Annotated in this window: 18 protein-coding genes; 7 read left to right on the top strand and 11 right to left on the bottom strand. The window is 74.4% G+C overall.

Annotated features, from left to right (window positions below):
• Nucleotides 1-41: 41 nt before the first annotated feature.
• Nucleotides 42-521, top strand: coding sequence for a YbjN domain-containing protein (locus F8274_RS05565; RefSeq protein ID WP_151461194.1), 480 nt, complete (start codon nt 42-44; stop codon nt 519-521).
• Nucleotides 518-2,095 carry a YbjN domain-containing protein gene (locus F8274_RS05560; protein WP_151461193.1) on the top strand — a complete coding sequence of 526 codons (1,578 nt, stop codon included), beginning with the start codon at nt 518-520 and terminating at the stop codon, nt 2,093-2,095. The genes F8274_RS05565 and F8274_RS05560 overlap by 4 nt, the downstream gene beginning before the upstream one ends.
• Nucleotides 2,096-2,200: 105 nt before the next feature.
• Here the strand turns inward: F8274_RS05560 and F8274_RS05555 are convergent, their stop codons facing one another.
• The 6 genes from F8274_RS05555 to F8274_RS05530 all read right to left on the bottom strand — a co-directional run bounded on the left by F8274_RS05555 (nt 2,201) and on the right by F8274_RS05530 (nt 9,492).
• On the bottom strand, nt 2,201-3,763 hold the full coding sequence (locus F8274_RS05555; protein ID WP_151461192.1) for a S1 family peptidase: 1,563 nt from the start codon (nt 3,761-3,763) through the stop codon (nt 2,201-2,203).
• A gap of 183 nt (nt 3,764-3,946) precedes the next feature.
• Complete coding sequence (locus F8274_RS05550; protein ID WP_151461191.1) at nt 3,947-5,635, bottom strand: ribonuclease J; 1,689 nt, start codon at nt 5,633-5,635, stop codon at nt 3,947-3,949.
• Between the two features lie 51 nt (nt 5,636-5,686).
• On the bottom strand, nt 5,687-6,613 hold the full coding sequence (gene dapA / locus F8274_RS05545; protein ID WP_151461190.1) for a 4-hydroxy-tetrahydrodipicolinate synthase: 927 nt from the start codon (nt 6,611-6,613) through the stop codon (nt 5,687-5,689).
• Nucleotides 6,614-6,665: 52 nt separating this feature from the next.
• Complete coding sequence (gene thyX, locus F8274_RS05540; protein WP_151461229.1) at nt 6,666-7,403, bottom strand: FAD-dependent thymidylate synthase; 738 nt, start codon at nt 7,401-7,403, stop codon at nt 6,666-6,668.
• Between the two features lie 294 nt (nt 7,404-7,697).
• Nucleotides 7,698-8,273 (bottom strand): DUF2752 domain-containing protein, encoded by a 576-nt coding sequence (locus F8274_RS05535; RefSeq protein ID WP_151461189.1) that lies wholly within the window; start codon nt 8,271-8,273, stop codon nt 7,698-7,700.
• Nucleotides 8,263-9,492 (bottom strand): winged helix-turn-helix domain-containing protein, encoded by a 1,230-nt coding sequence (locus tag F8274_RS05530; protein ID WP_151461188.1) that lies wholly within the window; start codon nt 9,490-9,492, stop codon nt 8,263-8,265. The genes F8274_RS05535 and F8274_RS05530 overlap by 11 nt, the downstream gene beginning before the upstream one ends.
• 83 nt (nt 9,493-9,575) lie before the next feature.
• Between F8274_RS05530 and F8274_RS05525 the strand changes: the two genes are divergently transcribed.
• Nucleotides 9,576-10,127, top strand: coding sequence for a GNAT family N-acetyltransferase (locus tag F8274_RS05525; RefSeq protein WP_151461187.1), 552 nt, complete (start codon nt 9,576-9,578; stop codon nt 10,125-10,127).
• Here the strand turns inward: F8274_RS05525 and F8274_RS05520 are convergent.
• The gene (locus F8274_RS05520; RefSeq protein WP_151461186.1) at nt 10,026-11,336 is read right to left on the bottom strand and encodes a glycosyltransferase family 87 protein; all 1,311 of its coding nucleotides are present in this window, start codon (nt 11,334-11,336) and stop codon (nt 10,026-10,028) included. The genes F8274_RS05525 and F8274_RS05520 overlap by 102 nt on opposite strands.
• A gap of 35 nt (nt 11,337-11,371) precedes the next feature.
• Between F8274_RS05520 and F8274_RS05515 the strand changes: the two genes are divergently transcribed.
• The 3 genes from F8274_RS05515 (at nt 11,372) to F8274_RS05505 (ending at nt 13,409) form a co-directional block, all read left to right on the top strand.
• Nucleotides 11,372-11,950, top strand: a complete 579-nt coding sequence (locus F8274_RS05515; protein WP_151461185.1) for a GNAT family N-acetyltransferase — start codon at nt 11,372-11,374, stop codon at nt 11,948-11,950.
• Between the two features lie 37 nt (nt 11,951-11,987).
• Nucleotides 11,988-12,944 carry a sigma-70 family RNA polymerase sigma factor gene (locus F8274_RS05510; RefSeq protein ID WP_151461184.1) on the top strand — a complete coding sequence of 319 codons (957 nt, stop codon included), beginning with the start codon at nt 11,988-11,990 and terminating at the stop codon, nt 12,942-12,944.
• 84 nt (nt 12,945-13,028) lie between these two features.
• The gene (locus F8274_RS05505) at nt 13,029-13,409 is read left to right on the top strand and encodes a VOC family protein (protein WP_151461183.1); all 381 of its coding nucleotides are present in this window, start codon (nt 13,029-13,031) and stop codon (nt 13,407-13,409) included.
• A 46-nt stretch (nt 13,410-13,455) separates the two neighbouring features.
• Here the strand turns inward: F8274_RS05505 and F8274_RS05500 are convergent, their stop codons facing one another.
• The 4 genes from F8274_RS05500 to F8274_RS05485 form a co-directional block, all read right to left on the bottom strand.
• A complete protein-coding gene (locus F8274_RS05500; protein ID WP_225853618.1) occupies nt 13,456-14,343 on the bottom strand; it encodes a carbohydrate ABC transporter permease in 888 nt (295 codons plus the stop codon).
• 1 nt (nt 14,344) lies between these two features.
• Nucleotides 14,345-15,463, bottom strand: a complete 1,119-nt coding sequence (locus tag F8274_RS05495) for a carbohydrate ABC transporter permease (protein ID WP_151461182.1) — start codon at nt 15,461-15,463, stop codon at nt 14,345-14,347.
• A gap of 68 nt (nt 15,464-15,531) precedes the next feature.
• Nucleotides 15,532-16,779 carry an extracellular solute-binding protein gene (locus F8274_RS05490; RefSeq protein ID WP_151461181.1) on the bottom strand — a complete coding sequence of 416 codons (1,248 nt, stop codon included), beginning with the start codon at nt 16,777-16,779 and terminating at the stop codon, nt 15,532-15,534.
• 25 nt (nt 16,780-16,804) lie between these two features.
• Entirely contained in the window at nt 16,805-17,794 is a 990-nt protein-coding gene (locus tag F8274_RS05485; RefSeq protein ID WP_151461180.1) for a LacI family DNA-binding transcriptional regulator, read from the bottom strand.
• Between the two features lie 147 nt (nt 17,795-17,941).
• Here F8274_RS05485 and F8274_RS05480 point away from each other — a divergent pair.
• Nucleotides 17,942-20,013 (top strand): glycogen debranching N-terminal domain-containing protein (locus F8274_RS05480; protein WP_151461179.1); only part of this gene is annotated, 2,072 nt, incomplete at its 3' end.

The following is a 20,013-nucleotide window of genomic DNA, read 5'->3' as shown; positions in this document are numbered from 1 at the left end:
CCGCCGCCGTTTGTGTTATTCGCCTCAGAAGGGATGCCCTCATGGCGTCGCCGGAGATCGAGGACGGTCCGGACGGCCCCCTGGCCGGACATCCGCAGGCGCTGCGACCGCTGACCGGCGAGCTGATCGCCGCCGTGCTGGCCAACCGGGGGTACGCGGTGGCCGAGGACGCCGACGGCGACCTGGTGGGCCGCTGGGGCGAGAGCCTCATCTGGTTCTTCCGGCGCGGCGCCGCCGGGGAGCTGCTCCAGGTGCGCACCGTCACGGCGCACCGGTTCGGCATCGAGCGGGTCCCCGACCTGCACGCCTTCTGCAACGCCTGGAACCACGACCGGCTCTGGCCCAAGGCGTTCGTGCACGTCGCCGACGACGGGCTGGCCCAGGTCTGCGGCGAGGTGACCACCGACCTGGAACGTGGCGTGACCCCGCACCAGCTCGACCAGTTCATCGACTGCGGCGTCACCACCGGCTGCCAGCTCGCCGCCGCCGTGGCGGACCTGCCCGGCGGGGAGCTGCGATGACCACCTTCCGGGACCGGGGGCTGACCGACGCGCTCGCCGGCGCCCGGGACCTGCCCGACGGCGAGGCCCGCTGCGCCGAGCTGGAACGGATCGCCGCCCGGGCCGACGCCATCGGCGACCCGCGCACCGCGCTGGCGGCGCGGTTCGCGCTGGTCGAGGCGTACCTGCACCTGGGCGAGCGGTGGCGGACCGTGGAGCCGGTACGCCGCTGCGTGGCCACGGTGGACCGCCGGCCCGGGCTGCTCGACGGCCGCCCCAGCGAGGCCGAACGGCTGCACCGGCACCAGCGGCAGGCTGTGGAGGCACTCTTCGGCACCCCCCGGGTGGCCCTGGACCAGGCCCGCTCCCTGTTGGACGATCTCGCCGACCGGCTCGGCCCCGGCGCCGGACCGGTGGCCGAGCTGCGCTGCCGGCTCGCCGACCACCTCGGCGACGAACCGACCGCCCGCCGCGAGTACGACCGCTGGTCCGCCGGCGACGCCGCCGACCCGGTGGCCGGCTGCGCGGCCTGCGCCCCGGCGCGCCGGGCCGAGCTGCTGGCCGGCTGGGGCGAGCCGGCGGCCGCGCTGGCCGTGCTGGAGCCGGTGCTCGACGGCGAGCCGGGCTGCACCGACCAGCCCGAGCGGGCGCTCGCCGCGGGGCTGCTGCCCTGGCTGCGCACCGGCGACGCGGCGCGCGCCGCCCGGGCGCACGTGCGGGCCTACCGGCGGCACCGCCGGGAGCGGACGGCCTTCCCGCAGCTCGCCGCGCACCTGCGGTTCTGCGCGCTGGGCGGGCACCTGGGCCACGGCCTGGACGTGCTGGCCGAGCAGCTGCCCGGGCTCGACCACCCGGCCGACGACCTGTCCGCCATGGAGTTCGCGGCGGCGGGCGCGCTGCTCTGCGGGCTGGCCGCCGAGGCTGGTCTGGGCGAACGGCGGATCCACCGTCCCGGGCACGGGCCCCGGCCCGCCGCCGAGGTGGACGTGTCCACGCTCGCCGGTCAGCTCCAGGCCCTCGCCACCACGCTGGCCGGCAGCTTCGACGCCCGCAACGGCACCGGCCACCAGTCCGGCCGGATCGCCTCCTGGCTGGCCGAGCGGCCGATCGCCGAGCCGGTGCCGCTGCCCGCCGAGGACGACATCCCCGGTGACGACCCGGCCGAGCCCGGGCCGCCCGGCGAGGAGGAGCCGGCCCCGCTGAGCCTGCGCATGCTCACGGCCGCCCTCGACGCGCGCGGCGACGCGTACACGGTGGAGCCGGACGGCACGGTGGTGGGGCGCTGGGGCGAGGCGGTGGTCCAGTTCCGGCGGCTCGGGCCGCAGGGTGAGGTGCTGCACGCCCGGGCCGTGGCGCCGCGCCGGCTGCCGGCCGCCCGCCGCGCCGAGGCGTACGCGTTCTGCAACGCCTGGAACCACGACCGGCTGCTGCCGGCCGCGTACGTCCACGATCCCGGCGACGGCACGCTGCTGCTGGCGGCCGACGTCACCACCGACCTGGCGTACGGGGTGGCCCGGACGCAGCTCGTCGTGCTGGTCACGGCGGCGGTCAGCACCGGGGCCGCGTTCGCCGAGGCGGTCGCCGCGCTGCCCTGAGCCCCGAGCAGGCCGGAGCCCGGACGCGGCGCGACCCCCGGCCACCGGGCGGTGGTGGACGGGGGTCGCGGTCCGGTGCCGCCGGGAGTCGGACCCGGCGGCGGCTCAGCGGGCGGAGAACGCCAGGGTGTACTCGCCGGCGCCGGCCAGCCCGACCACCCGGTAGCGGTAGGCGCCGGCCGGGGTGTCGGCGGTCAGCCGGGCGACCCCGTCGGCGCTGGCGGCGCTGGCGGCGCGGGACACGGTGCGGAACGAGCTGCCGGTGAAGCGTTGCAGCTCCAGCACCACGCGGGCGCCCTCCGGCGCGGACACGCACGCCTCCTGTTCGCCGCCGGACACCCGGAAGAAGCGGCCGTCCGGCTGGACCTGCGCCCGGCCGGCGGCGATCCGGCCGGTGCGGCTCACCTGCCCGGTGCAGTCCGTCGCGTCGCCGGCCGGCGGGGTGGCCGGTGCCGTGCTCGCCGGCGGCGCGGTGGTCCCGCCCCCGGCGGGCGGCGCGGAGGGCTGGGCGCCCGCCGTGACCAGGGTCAGGTTGTTGCGCTGGAGGATCTCGTTGACCGGCTGGAAGAAGGTCACGCCGCCCTGCGCGCAGTCGCCGGAGCCACCGGAGGTGACCCCCTGCGCCTGGTCGCCGGAGAGCCACGCGCCGCCCGAGTCGCCCGGCTCGGCGCACACGTTCGTCCGGGTCAGCCCGGTGACCGTTCCCTCCGGATAGTTCACCGTGGCGTTCTTGGCCTGGATGACCCCGCAGCGGGTGCCGGTGGTCGAGCCGGAGCGGCACACCGAGGCGCCGACCGGTGCCTCGGTGGAGCCGTTCACCGGCACCGTGCCGCCGTTGAAGTCGTTCACCACGCCCTGCGGCGTCCACTGGTCGTTGACCTCGACGACGCCCCAGTCGTCGCCCGGGAACGAGGAGGCCGCGAAGGTGCCCTGGGCGACCCGGTTCGCGCCGGCGGTCCGGTCCCCCGGCCGGCCGCAGTGCCCGGCCGTGACGAAGCCGCCGACCACCGAGAAGCCGACCGAGCAGCGGCCGGCGTTGTTGATGAAGTACGCGTCGCCGCCCCGCACGTCGAACAGCGGGCGGGGCGCCTCGTCGGCGGTCTTCACCCGCATGGCGCCGGCGGACACACCGCTGGCCTCGGCGAACCGGCGGCCGGCCGCCTCCGCGCCGGGCTGGGCGACCACCACGACGGAGTTGGTGGCCACGTCGACGTACCAGCCGGCGACGTCCGGGGTGGCCTCGCCGCCGGCCGCGTCGAGGCGCGTCTTCACCGCGTCCAGCTCGGCGACCCCGCGGTCGACCCGCTTCGGCACCGCGCCCGCGGCGGTCACCCGGGCGGCCTGCGCGGGATCGGCCACCGCGACGTTCAGGGTCGTACCGTCGGCGCCCAGCCAGCTGCCGCCGTAGTCGGCGCCCAGTTCGCCGCGCAGCTTCGTGACCGTGCCGGACGCCCACCGCTCGGTCTTCAGCCGCCGGGCCGCCTGGTCCCGGGTGAGCGACAGGTCGCGGCTCAGCGCGTCCAGCACCTCGGGCGCGACGCCGTCGGACGCCACCGGGGCGGTCCGCCGGGTCGGGTTCTCGCCGGCGAAGGACGGCAGGGTCACCGCCGCCGCCGTGCCCGCCGCCGCCACCAGTACGCCGATGGCTGTCATCCGTCTGCGGTCCATCCGCCACGCTCCTCCCGGCCGGCGCGGGTACGCCTGCCGGCACGGAGTACGGAGACGGGCGCCGATCGGTTGAACGCGACAGTCAGGATCGACCCAGCGTGGCGGGACGGCTCCGGGGCGTACCCGGAAACGGCGACGCCGGCCCACCGCGGACGGTGGGCCGGCGTGCGGCGCTCGCGGCGGTCAGACCTCGACGACCGTCGGCACGATCATCGGCCGGCGGCGGTACGCGTCGTTGACCCAGCGCCCGACGGTGCGCCGGACGATCTGCTGGAGCTGGTGCGGATCGGTGATGCCGTCCGCGGCGGCCCGGTTCAACGCCTCGGTGACCAGCGGGACCACCGGGTTGAACGCGGCCGGGTCCTCCGAGAATCCCTTCGCGGACAGGGTCGGCCCGCCGACCACCTTGCCGGTGACCGAGTCGATCACCACGGTGGTGGCGATGAACCCGCCGTCGCCGAGGATCCGGCGCTCGGTGAGCAGCGACTCGCTGACGTCGCCGACGGCGAGACCGTCGACGTAGACGTAGCGGCTCTTCACGTGGCCGACCAGGCTGGCCCGCCCGTCGACCAGGTCGACCACGTCGCCGTCCTCGCAGAGCACCACCCGGTCCGCCTCGACGCCGGACTCGATGCCGAGCCGGGCGTGCGCCCGCAGGTGCCGCCACTCGCCGTGCACCGGCATGAGGTTGCTCGGCCGGGTGACGTTGAGCAGGTAGAGCAGCTCGCCGGCGGGGGCGTGACCGGAGACGTGCACCTTGGCCACGTCCTTGTGGATCACCGTCGCGCCGGCCCGGGCCAGCCGGTTGATCACCCGGTAGACCGAGGTCTCGTTGCCCGGCACCAGCGAGGAGGCGAGCACCACGGTGTCGCCGGGAGCGATGGTGATGTGCCGGTGGTCGCCGCTGGCCATCCGGCCCAGCGCGCTCATCGGCTCACCCTGCGAGCCCGTGGACATCAGCACGATCTGCTCGGGCGGCAGCGCGGTGGCCTCGTCCAGGCCCACCACCAGCCCCGGCGGGATGTTGAGCAGGCCCAGGTCGCGGGCGATGCCCATGTTCCGCACCATCGACCGGCCGATCAGCGCCACCTTGCGGCCGTGCTCGACCGCCGAGTCGAAGACCTGCTGCACCCGGTGCACGTGCGAGGCGAACGAGGCCACGATGATCCGGCCGCGCGCCTTCGCGAAGATCGAGTCGAGCACCGGCCCGATCTCCCGCTCCGGGGTGACGAAGCCGGGGATCTCCGCGTTGGTGGAGTCGGAGAGCAGCAGGTCCACGCCCTCGGCGCCGAGCCGGGCGAAGCCGGCCAGGTCGGTGATCCGGCCGTCCAGCGGGAGCTGGTCCATCTTGAAGTCGCCGGTGTGCAGCACCAGGCCGGCCCCCGTGCGGATGGCCACGGCGAGCGCGTCGGGGATCGAGTGGTTCACCGCGAAGAACTCGCACTCGAACGGGCCGAGCCGCTCGCGCCGCCCCTCCGCGACGGTCAGCGTGTAGGGCTGGATCCGCCGCTCGGCCAGCTTCGCCTCGACCAGGGCCAGCGTGAACTGCGAGCCGACCAGCGGGATGTCCGGCTTGTGGGCGAGCAGGTACGGCACCGCGCCGATGTGGTCCTCGTGGCCGTGCGTGAGCACGATCGCCTGCACGTCGCCGAGCCGGTCCAGGATCGGACCGAAGTCGGGCAGGATCAAATCCACGCCCGGCTGCTCGACGTCGGGGAAAAGCACCCCGCAGTCGACGATCAGCAGCTTGCCGTCGTACTCGAAGACCGTCATGTTCCGGCCGATGGCGCCGAGTCCGCCGAGCGGGATGATCCGCAGGCCGCCCTCCGGCAGCGGCGGGGGCAGCTCACCCTCGATGTGCGCCTCGGTCACGCGTCACCTCATTCTGCGACGCCGTCGCGCGGCGTCCGTCGTGTCGTTCGATCATTCGGGTAGGGGCAGGCCCGCCGCGGCGCAGTCGGCGCGCAGCTGGGCCAGTTCGTCGCCGGTGGCGTCCACCAGCGGCGGGCGCACCGGGCCGGCCGGCAGGCCCCTGGCCGCCAGGCCCGCCTTCACCAGGATCACGCCCTGGGTCCGGAAGATGCCGGTGAACAGCGGCAGCAGCCGCCGGTGCAGGGTGAGCGCCGTGGCCGTGTCGCCCGCCTCGTACGCCTCGATCAGCTGCTTGGTCTGCACCCCGGTGAAGTGCGTGGAGGTGCCGACCACGCCGACCGAGCCGACCGCCAGGGCGGGCAGGGTCAGCGCGTCCTCGCCGCTGTAGAAGGCCAGGTCGCTGCGGGCCAGCACCCAGGAGGTGGCGGTGAGGTCGCCCTTGGCGTCCTTGACCGCCACGATCCGGCCGTGTTCGGCCAGCTTGACCAGGGTGTCCGTGGCGATCGCGGTGCCGGTCCGGTGCGGGATGTCGTACACCATGATCGGCAGCCCGCCGGCGTCGGCGACCGCAGTGAAGTGCCGCAGCAGCCCCGCCTGCGGCGGCTTGTTGTAGTAGGGCGTCACCACCAGCAGCCCGTGGGCGCCGGCCTTCTCCGCCTGCGCGGCCAGCTCGATGGTGTGCCGGGTGTCGTTGGTGCCCACACCGGCGACGATCCGGGCCCGGTCACCGACCGCCTCCACGACGGCGCGGATCAGGGCCTCCTTCTCCGCGTCGGTGGTGGTCGGCGACTCACCGGTGGTGCCGTTGAGCACCAGCGCGTCGTTGCCCTGCTCGTCGACGAGGTGGCTGGCGAGCCGTACGGCGCCGTCCAGGTCGAGCGACCCGTCGGCGGTGAACGGGGTCACCATGGCCGTGATCAGTCGCCCGAACGGGCGCGACGCGCCCCGGTTCGGGACGGCAGGGAGGTCGTGCGTCATGTTCACAACCTAGCGGACGACCACCGGGCCCCCGGCGGCGAAGGGCGACGACTCACTCGGCGTGCGGAGACGCCGCCACCTCGGTGCCGTCGGGCAGCGTGGAGATCTCGAAGTCGGCGAAGACGTTCGGCGCGACCCCCTGGAGCTGCCGCAGGCACTCCACGGCCAGCTCGCGGATCTCCACGTCGGCGTGCTCGGTGGCGCGCATCTTGACGAAGTGCCGCCAGGCCCGGTAGTTGCCGGTGACCACGATCCGGGTCTCGGTGGCGTTGGGCAGCACCGCCCGGGCCGCCTGCCGGGCCTGCTTGCGGCGCAGCGTCGGGTTGGGCTCGTCGGTGAAGCGGGCCTCCAGACCCTCCAGCAGCTCGTTGTACGCCCGGACGGCCGCCTCGCCCGCCTCGACGAACTTCTTGTGCAGCTCCGGGTCCTCGGCGATCACCGCCGGCTCGACCATGGCCGCGTCCCGCTCGGGGACGTAGCGCTGGGAGAGCTGCGAGTAGGAGAAGTGCCGGTGCCGGATCAGCTCGTGGGTGAAGGACCGGGACACCCCGCTGAAGTAGAAGCTCACCGAGCCGTGCTCCAGCACGGAGAGGTGCCCCACGTCCAGGATGTGCGCCAGGTAGCCGGCGTTGGTCGCGGTGGCCGGGTTCGGCTTCTTCCAGCTCTGGTAACAGGCCCGGCCGGCGAACTCGGCGAGCGCCTGACCGCCGTCCGCGTCCGTCGACCACGGCACGTCGTCCGGGGCCTGGAACTGGGTCCACGCGATCAACTTGACCTGGGGCTGCACCATCTCCGGCATTCCTGCGACTGTAGTGGCCCGTGGGCCGGCCGCGAAAGTTGGGCGCGCGGACGTGAAACACCGCACCAGCTGCGAATCATGGACACTTCCCGTTCGCTCCGAACGGCAAGTGTCCAAGATCTCGGCAACCGCCCGCATCGGTGGCGGTGGCGGTCCGGTCAGGGCTGGGGTTACTCGCGGCGGCCTGTCGAGCTGAGTCGGTGGCGACATCGCCGCCCGCCGCGGACAGGCCGCGAGCGGTCAGGCGAAGCCGGCGGCACCCTGCGGGCCGCGCCGACCACCCGGTCAGACGTAGAGCGAGGTGAACGGGGCCCAGGGCAGGTTGCGTGCCACCGAGAAGGCGAGCCACAGGGCCAGGAAGCCGCCGATCACCTTGGGGCTGATCCGCAGTTCGGGCAGCCGCCAGCCGAAGGCCCGGTTTCCCGCCCAACTCACGAAGAGCCAGGCCAGGAAGGGCAGCGAGAAGACGAAGAGGAAGTGGTGCCGGGCGGCGGCGGGCAGGTCGGCGTGCAGCACGTACCAGAGGGCGCGGGTGCCGCCGCAGCCCGGGCAGTCGAGCCCGGTCGTGAGCTTGAGCAGGCAGGTGGGTCGCGCGTCCGGGTCGCTGTGGGTCGGGTCGCTGAGCAGGGCGTAGGCCATGCCCAGGCCGACGCAGCCGAGCGCCGCGAGGGGCACCGCCCAGCGCGGGGCGCGGGCGTGCAGCCGCAGCACGAGCCGGGTGAACCGGTCCGGCTCGACCGCCGGGTAGGCCACTCCGGCCGGCCAGGCGTCCTGCCGCGCAGCGTGCTCCGCGGGCGGGACCGGGTGCGGGTCGGGCGCGGCGGCCGGCCGGTCAACGCTCGTCACGCGCTCACCGTACACCGGCCACGCCCACCAGGGCGGCGGCCAGCGGAGCGGCCAGGTCGCCCCCGGTCGGCGGGGCGACCGCGTCGAGACCGAGCCAGCCGGCGAGCCGGTAGAGCTCGGCGGCGAGCGCCACGGCGGTCTCCCCCGGGTCGGCGCCCGGCTCGACCCAGGCGGCCGGCACCAGCAGGACCCCGGCCTTCCGGTCGGCCTTGAGGTCGACCCGGGCGGTGAACCGCTCGCCCTGGAGGAAGGGGAGCACGTAGTAGCCGTAGACGCGCTGGGGCGCGGGCACGTAGATCTCGATCCGGTAGGTGAAGTCGAAGAGCCGCTCGGCGCGCGCCCGCTCCCAGACCAGCGGGTCGAACGGGCTGACCAGCGTGTTGCCGCGCACCCAGCGGGGCAGCCGCGCCTGGGCGTGCAGGTAGGCCGGCTGCCGCCAGCCCGCCACGGTGACCGGGGTCAGCTCGCCGGCCTCGACCAGCTCGGCGATCGCCTGCCGGGCGCCGGCCACCGGCAGCCGGAAGTAGTCGCGCAGCTCCGGCTCGGCGGCCACGCCCAGCGACCGGGCGGCGATCGCCACCAGCGCGCGGTGGGCGTCGGCGGCGCTCGGGGTGGGCGCGTCCAGCACGGCGGCCGGCAGCACCCGCTCGGGCAGGTCGTAGCGGCGGGCGAACGACGTGGTGCGGTCGGCCGCGGTGACCTCGCCGGCCCAGAACAGGAACTCCAGCGCCCGCTTGACCGTGGACCAGTTCCAGCCCCAGTTGCCGGTCTCCCGCGGGGCGTCGTGCTCGATCTCGGCGGCGGTCAGCGGACCCCGGGCGGCCACCTCGTCGCGCACCCAGGCGACCAGCTCGGGCTGCTCCTGGGCGATCCGGCGCATCCCGCCCCACGCCTCGTCGTGGGCCTTGGCCATCCGCCAGCGCAGCGCCGCGTGCAGCCCCACCGGGACCAGCGACGCCTCGTGCGCCCAGTATTCGAACAGCTCCCGGGGGCGCCGGTAGGCGGCCGTGTCGAGCAGGCTGGTCGGGTAGGGGCCGAGCCGGCTGTAGAGCGGCAGGTAGTGCGCGCGCTGCAGGACGTTGACCGAGTCCATCTGGATCAGCCCGACCCGGTCGAGCACCCGACGCAGGTGCCGGCGGGTGGGCACGCCGGTGGGCGCCGGCTCGGCGAAACCCTGGGCGGCCAGGGCGATCCGGCGGGCCTGTGCGAGGGAGAGCGATTCCGGTGCGGCCATCGTCGGGGACCCTATTCCACCGGTGTGACACCACGCCCGTGCGGCGGCTGGACCGATCGCCCGGCGCGGCATAGAACGGACGGGTGCGCACCATTCGCCGGGAGGAACCGGACGACGCCGAGGCCATCGCCCGGGTGCACATCCGCGGCTGGCAGGCCGGGTACGCGGGCATCATGCCGGCCGAGGTGCTCGACCGGCTGAACCCGGTCGCCTGGGCCCAGCGCCGCCGGGATCTCGGCACGGCCGACCCGGAACACCCGTTCACCACGCTGGTCGCCGAGGTCGACGGCACGATCGAGGGGTTCACCACCTTCGGGCCGTACCGGAACAACCAGGACCGCGGCGACCTCGACCCGGCGTACGGGGAGATCGTCGCGGTCTACCTGGATCCGGCCCGGTGGGGCACCGGGACCGCCCAGTCGCTGCTCGCGGCGGCCCGGGCCGGCCTCGCCGAGCGGGGTCTGGCGGAATACCGGGTCTGGGTGCTCGCCGAGAACGCCCGCGCCCGCCGCTTCTACGAGCGGGCCGGGCTGTCACCGGACGGGGAGGAGTCCACCTACGCGGTCCCGCTGCACGGCGGGCGGGACCCGGTCCGGCTCCGCGAGCTGCGCTACACCGCCCGGCTCGACCGCTGACCCGGCCGGCCCGCCCGGCTCGGTGGGAGCGCCGCCGGCCGGCGTGGCCCAGCGGCGGATCGGCAGGGCGAGCAGCAGCGCGAGGCTGATCCAGACGTAGGTGTTGCTGCCCAGGAACCCGTCCACACCGGTGAAGTCCTTCTCCCAGGCCCAGACGATCCGGCTGATGAGGAAGGCGTACCCGACGAGGGCGCCGGCCAGCAGCAGGCGGCGCCGGCGGCTGCGGGCGGGCGCGGCCATGCCGTTGTCGACCAGCAGGATCAGCCCCGGCAGCAGCCAGACCAGGTGGTGCACCCAGGTCACCGGGCTGATCAGGCACATCGTGGCGCCGGTCAGCGCCAGGCCGGTGGCCTCGTCGCCGGCGGCCACCGCGGCCCGGGAGCGCCAGCCCCAGAGGACCAGGGTGGCGAGGACCAGCGCCAGCCAGGCGACGGTGCTCGGGTGTTCCGGGTGGAGCCGGGCCACCACGCCGCGCAGCGACTGGTTGGAGACGAAGGCCAGCTCGCCCACCCGGTCGGTGTTCCACAGCGCCTCGGTCCAGAACTCCCGGGAGGCGTCCGGGAAGAGCGCGGCGGCCACCAGGGTCGCCGCGGCCGCCGCGCCCATGGCGGTGAACGCGGCCCGCCAGCGGCCCGTGACCAGCAGGTAGACGATGAAGATGCCCGGGGTCAGCTTGATCGCGGTGGCCAGCCCGATGCCCATCCCGGCCCACCGGCTGCGCGCCGGCAGCAACCGGAGCAGGTCCACGGCCACGAGGAACAGCAGCAGCATGTTGACCTGGCCGAAGTTGACCGTCTCGCGCATCGGCTCGTAGGCCGCGGCCAGGCACAGCGCCACCGCCAGGACGAACCAGCGGGTCCAGCCGGCGCGCCGGGCGACCGGGTCGAGCAGCCACCAGATGACCACGGCGCTGACCACCACGGTGGCGGCCACGCTCACCGTGATGGCGGCCGGCCACGGCAGGTACGCCATCGGCAGCATGACCAGCGCGGCGAACGGCGGGTAGGTGAAGCCGTACTGGGTGCCGCCCTTGAGGAAGTCGTAGATCTCCCCGCCGTCGTGCACCCAGAAGGTCAGCGCGCCGTAGTAGACCTTGAGGTCGAAGAAGCCGTGCCGCACGGCCGCCACCGACAGGAAGGCGGTCACCGCGACGGCGAGCGCCACCACGGCGACGACCTGCGCGATCGTCCGCCTGGCACCCTGCGCCACCGTCGCCCTCCTCGCCCTGCGTAGGCTCACGTGCCATGGCTCTCGGGTACGTCCGCCCCGCGCGTCCGTCCGACGCCGGCGAGATCGCACGCCTCCAGCTCGCCACCTGGCGGGCCGCGTACCGCCGGATCCTGCCCCGGCACGTGCTCGACAACCTGGACGAGGCGTACCTCGCCCGGCGGTGGAGCGCCGCGGTGCAGGAGCCGCCCTCGGGCGCGCACCGCGTGCTGGTCGCCGTCGAACAGGCCGAGCAATCGTATCTGGTGGGGTTCGCCGCCTCCGGTCCGGCCGACGCCGAGGCGCTCGCGCCGGGCGAGCCGCCCGAGTCCCTCGCCGAGGGCGTGGCGGCCGTGACCGACCTGCTGGTCGAGCCGCGCTGGGGCCGGCGCGGGCACGGCAGCCGGCTGCTCGCCGCCATGGTGGACCACTGGCGGGAAGACGGCTTCACCCGCGCGGTGGCCTGGGCGTTCGACGCCGACGCGGCGACCCGTGGGTTCCTCACCTCGACCGGCTGGGAGCCGGACGGCGCGGGCCGCGCGCTGGACGTCGACGACATGCTCGTCCCCCAGGTCCGCCTGCACGTCGGCGTCCCCGCCGAGCCGGCCGCTTCCTGAGTACGCGCTGTCGGGGGCAGCGCCTACCGTTGGCGGCATGACGACCGCACCGGCGCCCGCGACGAGCGACCTGGAGCCGTTCCGCGTCGAGCTGACCGGCTACGCCTACCGGATGCTCGGCTCGGTGTTCGACGCCGAGGACGCGGTGCAGGAGACCCTGCTGCGGGCCTGGCGCGCCCGGGACGGCTTCGACGGCCGGTCCAGCCTGCGCACCTGGCTCTACCGGATCGCCACCAATGTCTGCCTGGACCTGCTGCGCGGGCGTGGCCGGCGGGCCCTGCCGGTCGACCTGGACGGCCCGGTCGCGCCGGTGGCCGGGTCGCTCGGCACGCCGGCCGGCGACTGGGTCGAGCCGGTGCCGGACGCGGCGGTGCTGCCGGCCGACCCGGCCGAGCTGGCGGTGGCCCGGGAGTCGGTGCGGCTGGCGTTCGTGGCCGCGCTCCAGCACCTGCCGGCCCGGCAGCGCGCCGTGCTGATCCTGCGGGACGTGCTGCGCTGGCGCGCCGACGAGGTCGCCGACCTGCTCGACGCCACCGTGCCGGCGGTCAACAGCGCGCTCCAGCGGGCCCGGGCGACCCTGGCCGGGGTGCGCGCCGATCGGCGCGCCGGGCCGGATCTCGACCCGGTCGACCGGGTCCTGCTCGACCGCTACGTGGACGCCTTCGCCCGCTACGACGTCGACGCCCTGGTGGCGCTGCTGCGGGCGGACGCCGTGCAGAGCATGCCGCCCTACCGCATGTGGCTGCGCGGCGCCGCGGACATCGGCCGCTGGCTGCGCGGCCCGGGGGCCGGCTGCGCGGGCTCCCGGCTGGTGCGGGTGGCCGCGAACGGCGGCCCGGCCGTCGCCCAGTACCGGGTCGACCCGGTCGGCGGTCACCGGGCCTTCTCGATCACCGTGCTGGAGTGCGCCGGCGGGCGGATCGCCCGGCTCACCCACTTCCTGGAGCCCCGGCTCTTCCCGCGTTTCGGGCTGCCGATCCGGCTCGATCCCTGACCCGCCGATGAGTTTGCGCCCCCCGCGGCGTCCACCCCTGGTAGGCACGACGGAGGCGACCCACGGCGGAGTGAGGAGCGGGTCATGTTCAGGGACACGAAGGCGTTCAGCGGGTTCTCGGTGGACGACGCGGACCGCGCGGAGCGGTTCTACACCGACGTCCTGGGGTTGCGGGTGTCCCGGGACGACGCGATGGGCGGGCTGCTGACGCTGCACCTGGCCGGGGACCGGCCGGTGCTGGTCTACCCGAAGCCGAACCATCAGCCGGCCACCTACACGGTGCTCAACTTCCCGGTCCCCGACATCGACCGGGCCGTGGACGAGTTGGCCTCGCGCGGGGTGCGGTTCGCGCGCTACGAGGGCATGCCGCAGGACGACAAGGGGGTCATGCGGGGCAACGGCCCGTCGATCGCCTGGTTCACCGATCCGGCCGGCAACGTGTTCTCGGTGCTCCAGGAGGGCTGACCCGGGGGCGGCGGTCCCGGCACGGGGCGGGACCGCCGGCCACCGGTCAGCCCTTGTCGGCGCCCTCGTTCGCGCCGCGCACGAAGTAGCGCTGGAAGATCACGAAGAGCACCGCCACCGGGATGGTGGCGAGCAGCGCGGCGCCCAGCTTGAGCGGATACTGGGTGCCCTTGCCGAGCGACCCGCTGACCAGGTCGGCCAGGCCCCGGGGCAGGGTGAACAGGTGCGGGTCCTGCACCGAGACCAGGCTGTGCGGGAACTCGTTCCAGGAGCCCTGGAACGACAGGATGGTCAGCGTGATCAGGGCCGGCCGGGCCATCGGCAGCACCACCGACCAGAAGGTGCGGAACACGCCCGCGCCGTCGATCCGGGCCGCCTCCTCGACGCTGACCGGCACCGACTCGAAGAACTGCTTCATGATGAAGACGCCGGCCGCGTCGGCGAGCAGGGGCACCACCAGGCCCGCGTAGCTGTCGTAGAGGCCGAGCTGCTTGAGCACCAGGAACTTCGGGATGAGCAGCACCACGCCGGGCACCGCCATGACCGCGATGATCGCGGCGAACAGCCCGGCCCGGCCCCGGAAGCGCAGCCGGGCCAGCGCGTAGCCGGCGAGCGAGTCGAAGAAGACCCGGCCGAGGGTGACCAGCACGGTGACCAGCAGCGAGTTGCCGAGCCAGAGCGGGAAGTTGGTGCCCGCGAAGATCCGCTCGATGCCGGCCAGGGTCAGCGGGTCGGGGATCGGCGAGAGCGGGTTCGCCGCCGCGTCCGGCTCGGTCTTGAGCGCGTTGCCGAGCTGGATGACGAACGGGTAGAGGAAGACCAGCCCGAAGGCGATCAGGACCGCGTACCCCAGGATGCGGTTGAACCGGGCGTGCGGCCCGCGGTCGGCGCGGCGCGCGACGGGCGCCGCGGGCCGGTCGGTGAGCGCGGCCATGTCAGGACCCCTCCGGTACGCGTCGCCGCCACCACCGGGCCCGCCGGGGCTCGTCCCGGTCGGCCATCACGCGGCGCTGGAGCAGGGTCAACAGGATGATGATCAGGAACAGCACGAACGAGATGGCCGCGCCGGAGCCGTAGTCGAAGTCGCGGAAGGCGGTCCGGTAGGACAGGTACGCGGGGGTGAGCGTCGTCTTGGCCGGGTCGCCCTGGCTCATCACGTACACCTGGTCGAAGACCTGCCAGGAGCCGATCAGGCCGAGGGTGAGCACCAGGAACATGGTGGGCTTGATCAGCGGCAGGGTGACGTGGCGGAAGCGCTGCCAGCGGGTCGCCCCGTCGAGGGTGCTCGCCTCGTCGAGGGCCACCGGGACGTTCTGCAACGCGGCCAGGAACATCAGCATGAAGGTGCCCGAGGTGGTCCAGATGACCAGGCTGATGATCGAGACCATGGCCACGCTCGGCCCGGAGAGCCAGTCCCACCAGGTCAGCCCGAACGGGCCGCCGGAGGTGAGCGCGCCGGGCGGGGTGTCCACGCCGACCGCGCCGAGCAGCAGGTGCAGCACGCCCCGGGAGTCGGCGAACCACTCCGGCCCGTTGATCCCGACGAGGCCGAGCAGCTTGTTGACCGCGCCGGAGTTGGCGAACAGGAACAGGAACACCACGCTGATCGCCACCGAGCTGGTGACCGAGGGGAAGTAGAAGGCGCTGCGGAAGAAGCCCTTCCCCTTGAGCATCCGGTTGTTGACCACGAGGGCCAGGCCGAGGGCGAGCGCGGTCTGCACCGGCACGACGATGCCCACGTAGTACATGTTGTTGCGGATGCTGGTCATGAAGTCCCGGCGGTCGAGCCCGTCCTCGGCGAACAGCCGGGTGTAGTTGTCGCCGCCCACGAACGGCACGTCGCCGGTGAACGGGCTGCCCTGGCCGTTCCAGTCGGTGAGGCTCACCCACAGCGCCATGAGGATCGGCAGCAGCAGGAAGAGCCCGAGGATCACGATCACCGGGGCGACGAAGAGCCAGCCGGCGATGGTCTCGTTGCCGCGGACGCCGCCGCCGCGACGGCGTGGCGGCTTCGCCGGCGCGGTCGCCGGGGCGCGCAATGCTTCGGTTGCCATCTCTTCCCTCCCTCCTTGTCCGTGGGAGCCGGCGCGGAGGGGCCCGTTCCGGGCCCCTCCGCCACGGCTCAGCCGCCGAGCGCCGCCTTGGCGTTCTTGTCGAAGTTGCTCAGGAGCGTCTTCGGGTCACCGGTCGTCAGGCCCTGGAGGCCGGCCTCCAGGTCGCGCAGGACGCTGTCCATCTTCGGGGCGTTCACCGGGCCCTGGGCGTACGCGGCGGCGTCGATGAACGGCTTGTCCGCCGGGAAGGCGGTGCTGTACTGGTCGCGGACGGACTGCCGCGACGGCATGACGCCGAACGCCTTGGCGAAGGTGACCTGCTGGTCGCCCGCGGTCATCGCCTCGACGAACTTGATCGCCTGGTCCTTGTACTTGGACTTGGCGGCCACGCCCCAGCACTGGGTGAAGGAGAGGGTGCCCTGCCCCTTCGGGCCGGCCGGCAGCGGCACGACCTTGTACTTCACGTTCGGGAAGTCGTTCTGCAGGGCGCCCTTGATCCAGTTGCCCTCGATGGTCATGACGGCCTTGCCCCGGCCGAACGCCTCCCCGGACCAGCCGGCGTCGAGCTGCTTCGGGAACTTCGCGTAGCCGTTGGCGAGCAGGGACTTCACGTACTGGAGGGCCTGGAGGTTCTCCGGGGTGTCGGCGGTGGGCTGCTTGCCGTCCTTGCTCATCAGCCAGCCGCCGTTCTGCACCATGAAGGCGCCGATCCGGTCGCGGGTGTCGCCGAGGGCGAGCGCCACCATCTTCTTCGCCTTGATCTTCTGGCTGACGGCGGTGAGCTGGTCCCAGGTGGTCGGCACGTCGGCGTCGGTCAGGCCGGCCTTCGCCCACAGGTCGGTGTTGATCTCCAGGGCGAGGGTGGAGAAGTCCTTCGGCGCGCAGTAGAGCTTGCCGTCGTAGGTGAACGTGGTGCGCAGGCTCTCGTAGAAGTCGTCCTTGTTGCTGATCTTGTCGCCGTACGGCTCCAGCGCGCCGACACTCGCGTAGTCGGCGAAGCGGGTCGCGTCGACGTAGAAGACGTCCGGCGGGGTGCCGCCGGCCAGGCCCTGGCCGAGCTGCTGGGTGAGGTCCTGGGCCGGGGTGACGGTGGCGGTGTTGCCGCTGGCCGAGGCCCACTTGGCGGCGGCCTCCTGCACGGCCTTCGTCTCGGCCTCGCCGGAGGAGCCGATCAGGATCTGGAGGGTGGCCGGGCCGCTGGACTGCTTGGTGTCGCTCGCGGAGTCGTCGAAGCCGCTGCCGCACGCGGCGGAGCCGAACAGGGCGACGGCGGCGAAGCCGGCCACCGCCGCTCGGGTGAGGGTGCGAGGTGTCATCTGACTCTCCTGATGGGGGATGTGGTCACGCCGTGTGCCGGAGCACGAGCGCGGGGGTGAGCAGCACACGGTGGTCGGTGGGCTGACCGTCGAGCAGGTCGGTGAGCAGGTCGACGCAGCGGGCGGCGGCCGCGGCGAGCGGCTGGCTGACGCTGCTCAGCCCGACCGCGGCGGCCACCGGGGTGTCGTCGAAGCCGACGACGGCGACCGGCGCGGCCGCGTCGCGCGCGGCCTGGAGCGCGCCGAGGGCGAGCGAGTCGCTGGCGCAGACCACCGCGGTCGGCGGCGCGTCGCGGGCGAGCAGCGCCCGCAACTCCCGCTCGCCCTCGGCGATGCCGTCCTCGCTCTGCCGGCGCAGGCCGGCCACGTCGTGGCCGGCCGCCGTCATGGTGGTACGCCAGCCGGCGCACCGGTCGTCACCGACGCCGGAGCCGGCCGGCCAGCCGAGGAAGGCGATCCGGTGGTGGCCGGCGTCGAGCAGGTGCCGGGTGACCTGGGCGGTGCCGGCGGCACCGTCCACGTCGACCCACGGGTGCCCGTCGAGGGCGTCCCACGGCCGGCCGAAGGTCACGAACGGCACCTCGCGCTCGGCCAGCCACGCGGTGCGCGGGTCGCCGTGCTTCGTGCCGGTGAGCACGAACGCGTCCAGGTCGTACGCGCCGAGCAGGTCGTCGTAGGTGGTGATCTCCTGGTCGTCGTCGCGGGCCGTGTAGAGCATGACCCGGTAGCCGGCGGCGTCGGCGGTCTCGGTGAGGCCGTGCAGGAAGCGGTCGAGCACCGAGCCGTTGATCCCGTCCCGGGTGGGCTCGATGCGGACGGCGATGAGGCGGGAGCGGCCGGTCCGCATCTGCCGGGCGGCCTGGTTGGCCCGGTAGCCGAGCGCGCTGATCGCCTCCTGCACCCGCCGCCGGGTCTCCTCGCGGACGATGTGCGGCGCGTTGAGCACGTTGGAGACCGTCTGCCGGCTCACCTGGGCATGCCGGGCCACCGTCGCGATGGTCACCTTTTCAGCCACTTGATCCCTCTCGCCGCCTTGAACGTTCCAACTCCGATGGGGCAGGATTAGATCGTTCAAAGTTTCTGGAATGTTTCGCACTTTGGCACCGGCCGGAGCCATCTGTCAAGACGTCGCCGGCCCACCGATCAGCACCGGGAGTTCCCCTTGACCGAACGCCACCTGCAACCGCTGCTGCACGACCTGGTCGGCGTGGTGCACGCCCCCACCAGCGCGCTGGGCGACGCGGCGGGTCAGATCCGGCCGCACGGCGTCCAGGGCGTCTTCCACGCCGACGCCCGGGTGCTCTCCCGCGCCGAACTGCGCCTCGACGACCGGGAGCCGGAGGCGCTGACCCGCGGTCCGGCCGGGCCGCACGGCGCCCGCTTCGTCGCCCTGGCCCGCTGGCTCGGCGACCCCACCCCCGACCCGACCGTCCGGGTCGAGCGCACCCGGCAGGCCGGCCCGCACGGCGTCACCGAGGAACTCGTCGTCTCGTCCACCGCCGCCGACCCGGTCCGCACCACGGTCAGCGTCGACCTCGGCTGCGACCTCGCCCCGATCGAGCTCGTCAAGTCCGGCGGGAGCGGCGCGCCGCTGGAGGCGAAGGCCGGCGAGCCGGGCCGGGTCCAGTGGGCCGCCGAGGGACTCACCGTGACCGTCACCGGCGAGGCGGCCACCGTGGACGCCGCCGGCGACCGGGCCACCACACCCCGGCTGACCTGGCCGGTCACGCTCGCCCCCGGCGAGTCCGTGACGCTGCGCTGGCGGCTGGCCGTCACCGACCCGAAGGCGGTGGTCACCGCCGCCCCGCCCGGCCCCGGCTGGTCCGAGCCGGCCGTACGCGCCGACGACCGCCGCCTGGTCCGGCTGCTCGACCGCGGCCTGGCCGACCTGCGCGCGCTGCGGCTGGCCGAGCCGGCCCACCCGGAAGACGTCTTCCTCGGCGCCGGCGTGCCCTGGTTCCTCACCCTCTTCGGCCGGGACAGCCTCTGGGCCGCCCGGATGATGCTGCCACTCGGCACCGACCTGGCCGCCGGCACGCTGCGCGTCCTGGCCCGCCGGCAGGGCACCCGGGTCGACCCGGCCACCGGCGAGGCGCCCGGCAAGATCCTGCACGAGCTGCGCCGGCACGAGTTGACCCTGAACGAGGGGTTGCGGCTGCCGCCCGCCTACTACGGCACGGTCGACGCCACCATGCTCTGGGTCGGGCTGCTGCACGACGCCTGGCGCTGGGGGCTCCCCGCCGACCAGGTCGAGCCACTGCTCCCCCACCTCGAGGCGGCGCTCGGCTGGCTCGGCGAGCACGCCGACGCCGACGGCGACGGCTTCGTCGAGTACGTCGACACCACCGGCCACGGCCTCGCCAACCAGGGGTGGAAGGACTCCGGCGACGCCGTGCGCTTCCGGGACGGCCGGCTGGCCGCGCCGCCCATCGTGCTGGCCGAGGTGCAGGGGTACGCGTACCAGGCCGCGGTCAACGGAGCCGACCTGCTCGACGCCTTCGGCCGCCCCGGCGCCGACCGCTGGCGCTCCCACGCCGACCGGCTCGCCGCCCGCTTCCGCGCCGCGTTCTGGGTCGACGGCCCGTACGGCCCGCAGCCCGCCCTGGCCCTCGACCGGGACAAGCGCCCGGTGGACTCACTGACCAGCAACATCGGCCACCTGCTCGGCACCGGGCTGCTCTCGGACGCCGAGTCGGCGCAGGTCGCCGCCCTGCTCTCGACCGAGGCGCTGGCGGGCGGCTTCGGGCTGCGCACCATGTCCACCGACGACGCCGGGTTCAGCCCGCTGTCCTACCACTGCGGGTCGATCTGGGCGCACGACACCGCCATCGTGCTCGGCGGGCTGGCCCGGGCCGGCCACCGCGCGGCGGCGCTCCGGCTCGCCGACGGCCTGCTGGGAGCCGCCGAGGCGTTCGACTACCGCCTCCCCGAGCTGTACGGCGGGGACGACCGGGCGGCGCTCGGCCGACCGGTGCCGTACCCGGCAGCGTGCCACCCGCAGGCCTGGTCGGCGGCGGCAGCCGTGCTGCTCCTCCAGGCGGGCCTCGGCCTCTACCCCGACGTGCCCGCGGGCCGCGTCGACCTGCGCCCCCTGGCCGGCCCCGAACTCGGCGCGCTGACCGCCGAGGGCCTGAAGATCGCGGGCGTCCCGGTCACGGTGACGGTCGACCACACCGGCCACCCGACCCTGACCGGCCTCCCGCCGTCCCTGACCATCCCGACTCCGCGCCGCCC

Origin of the sequence: Micromonospora sp. AMSO31t (assembly GCF_008868175.1) — a bacterium.
Classification (GTDB): domain Bacteria; phylum Actinomycetota; class Actinomycetes; order Mycobacteriales; family Micromonosporaceae; genus Micromonospora.
This window is presented reverse-complemented; position numbering and strand designations above follow the sequence as displayed.

Excerpts from the sequence above, each read along its gene's own strand:
- F8274_RS05560 (WP_151461193.1), top strand. The coding sequence starts at position 518 with ATGACCACCTTCCGGGACCGGGGGCTGACCGACGCGCTCGCCGGCGCC.
- F8274_RS05555 (WP_151461192.1), bottom strand. The coding sequence starts at position 3,763 with ATGGACCGCAGACGGATGACAGCCATCGGCGTACTGGTGGCGGCGGCG.
- F8274_RS05510 (WP_151461184.1), top strand. The coding sequence starts at position 11,988 with ATGACGACCGCACCGGCGCCCGCGACGAGCGACCTGGAGCCGTTCCGC.
- F8274_RS05505 (WP_151461183.1), top strand. The coding sequence starts at position 13,029 with ATGTTCAGGGACACGAAGGCGTTCAGCGGGTTCTCGGTGGACGACGCG.
- F8274_RS05495 (WP_151461182.1), bottom strand. The coding sequence starts at position 15,463 with ATGGCAACCGAAGCATTGCGCGCCCCGGCGACCGCGCCGGCGAAGCCG.
- F8274_RS05490 (WP_151461181.1), bottom strand. The coding sequence starts at position 16,779 with ATGACACCTCGCACCCTCACCCGAGCGGCGGTGGCCGGCTTCGCCGCC.
- F8274_RS05565 (WP_151461194.1), top strand. The coding sequence starts at position 42 with ATGGCGTCGCCGGAGATCGAGGACGGTCCGGACGGCCCCCTGGCCGGA.
- F8274_RS05515 (WP_151461185.1), top strand. The coding sequence starts at position 11,372 with ATGGCTCTCGGGTACGTCCGCCCCGCGCGTCCGTCCGACGCCGGCGAG.
- F8274_RS05530 (WP_151461188.1), bottom strand. The coding sequence starts at position 9,492 with ATGGCCGCACCGGAATCGCTCTCCCTCGCACAGGCCCGCCGGATCGCC.
- dapA (WP_151461190.1), bottom strand. The coding sequence starts at position 6,613 with ATGACGCACGACCTCCCTGCCGTCCCGAACCGGGGCGCGTCGCGCCCG.
- F8274_RS05500 (WP_225853618.1), bottom strand. The coding sequence starts at position 14,343 with ATGGCCGCGCTCACCGACCGGCCCGCGGCGCCCGTCGCGCGCCGCGCC.
- thyX (WP_151461229.1), bottom strand. The coding sequence starts at position 7,403 with ATGGTGCAGCCCCAGGTCAAGTTGATCGCGTGGACCCAGTTCCAGGCC.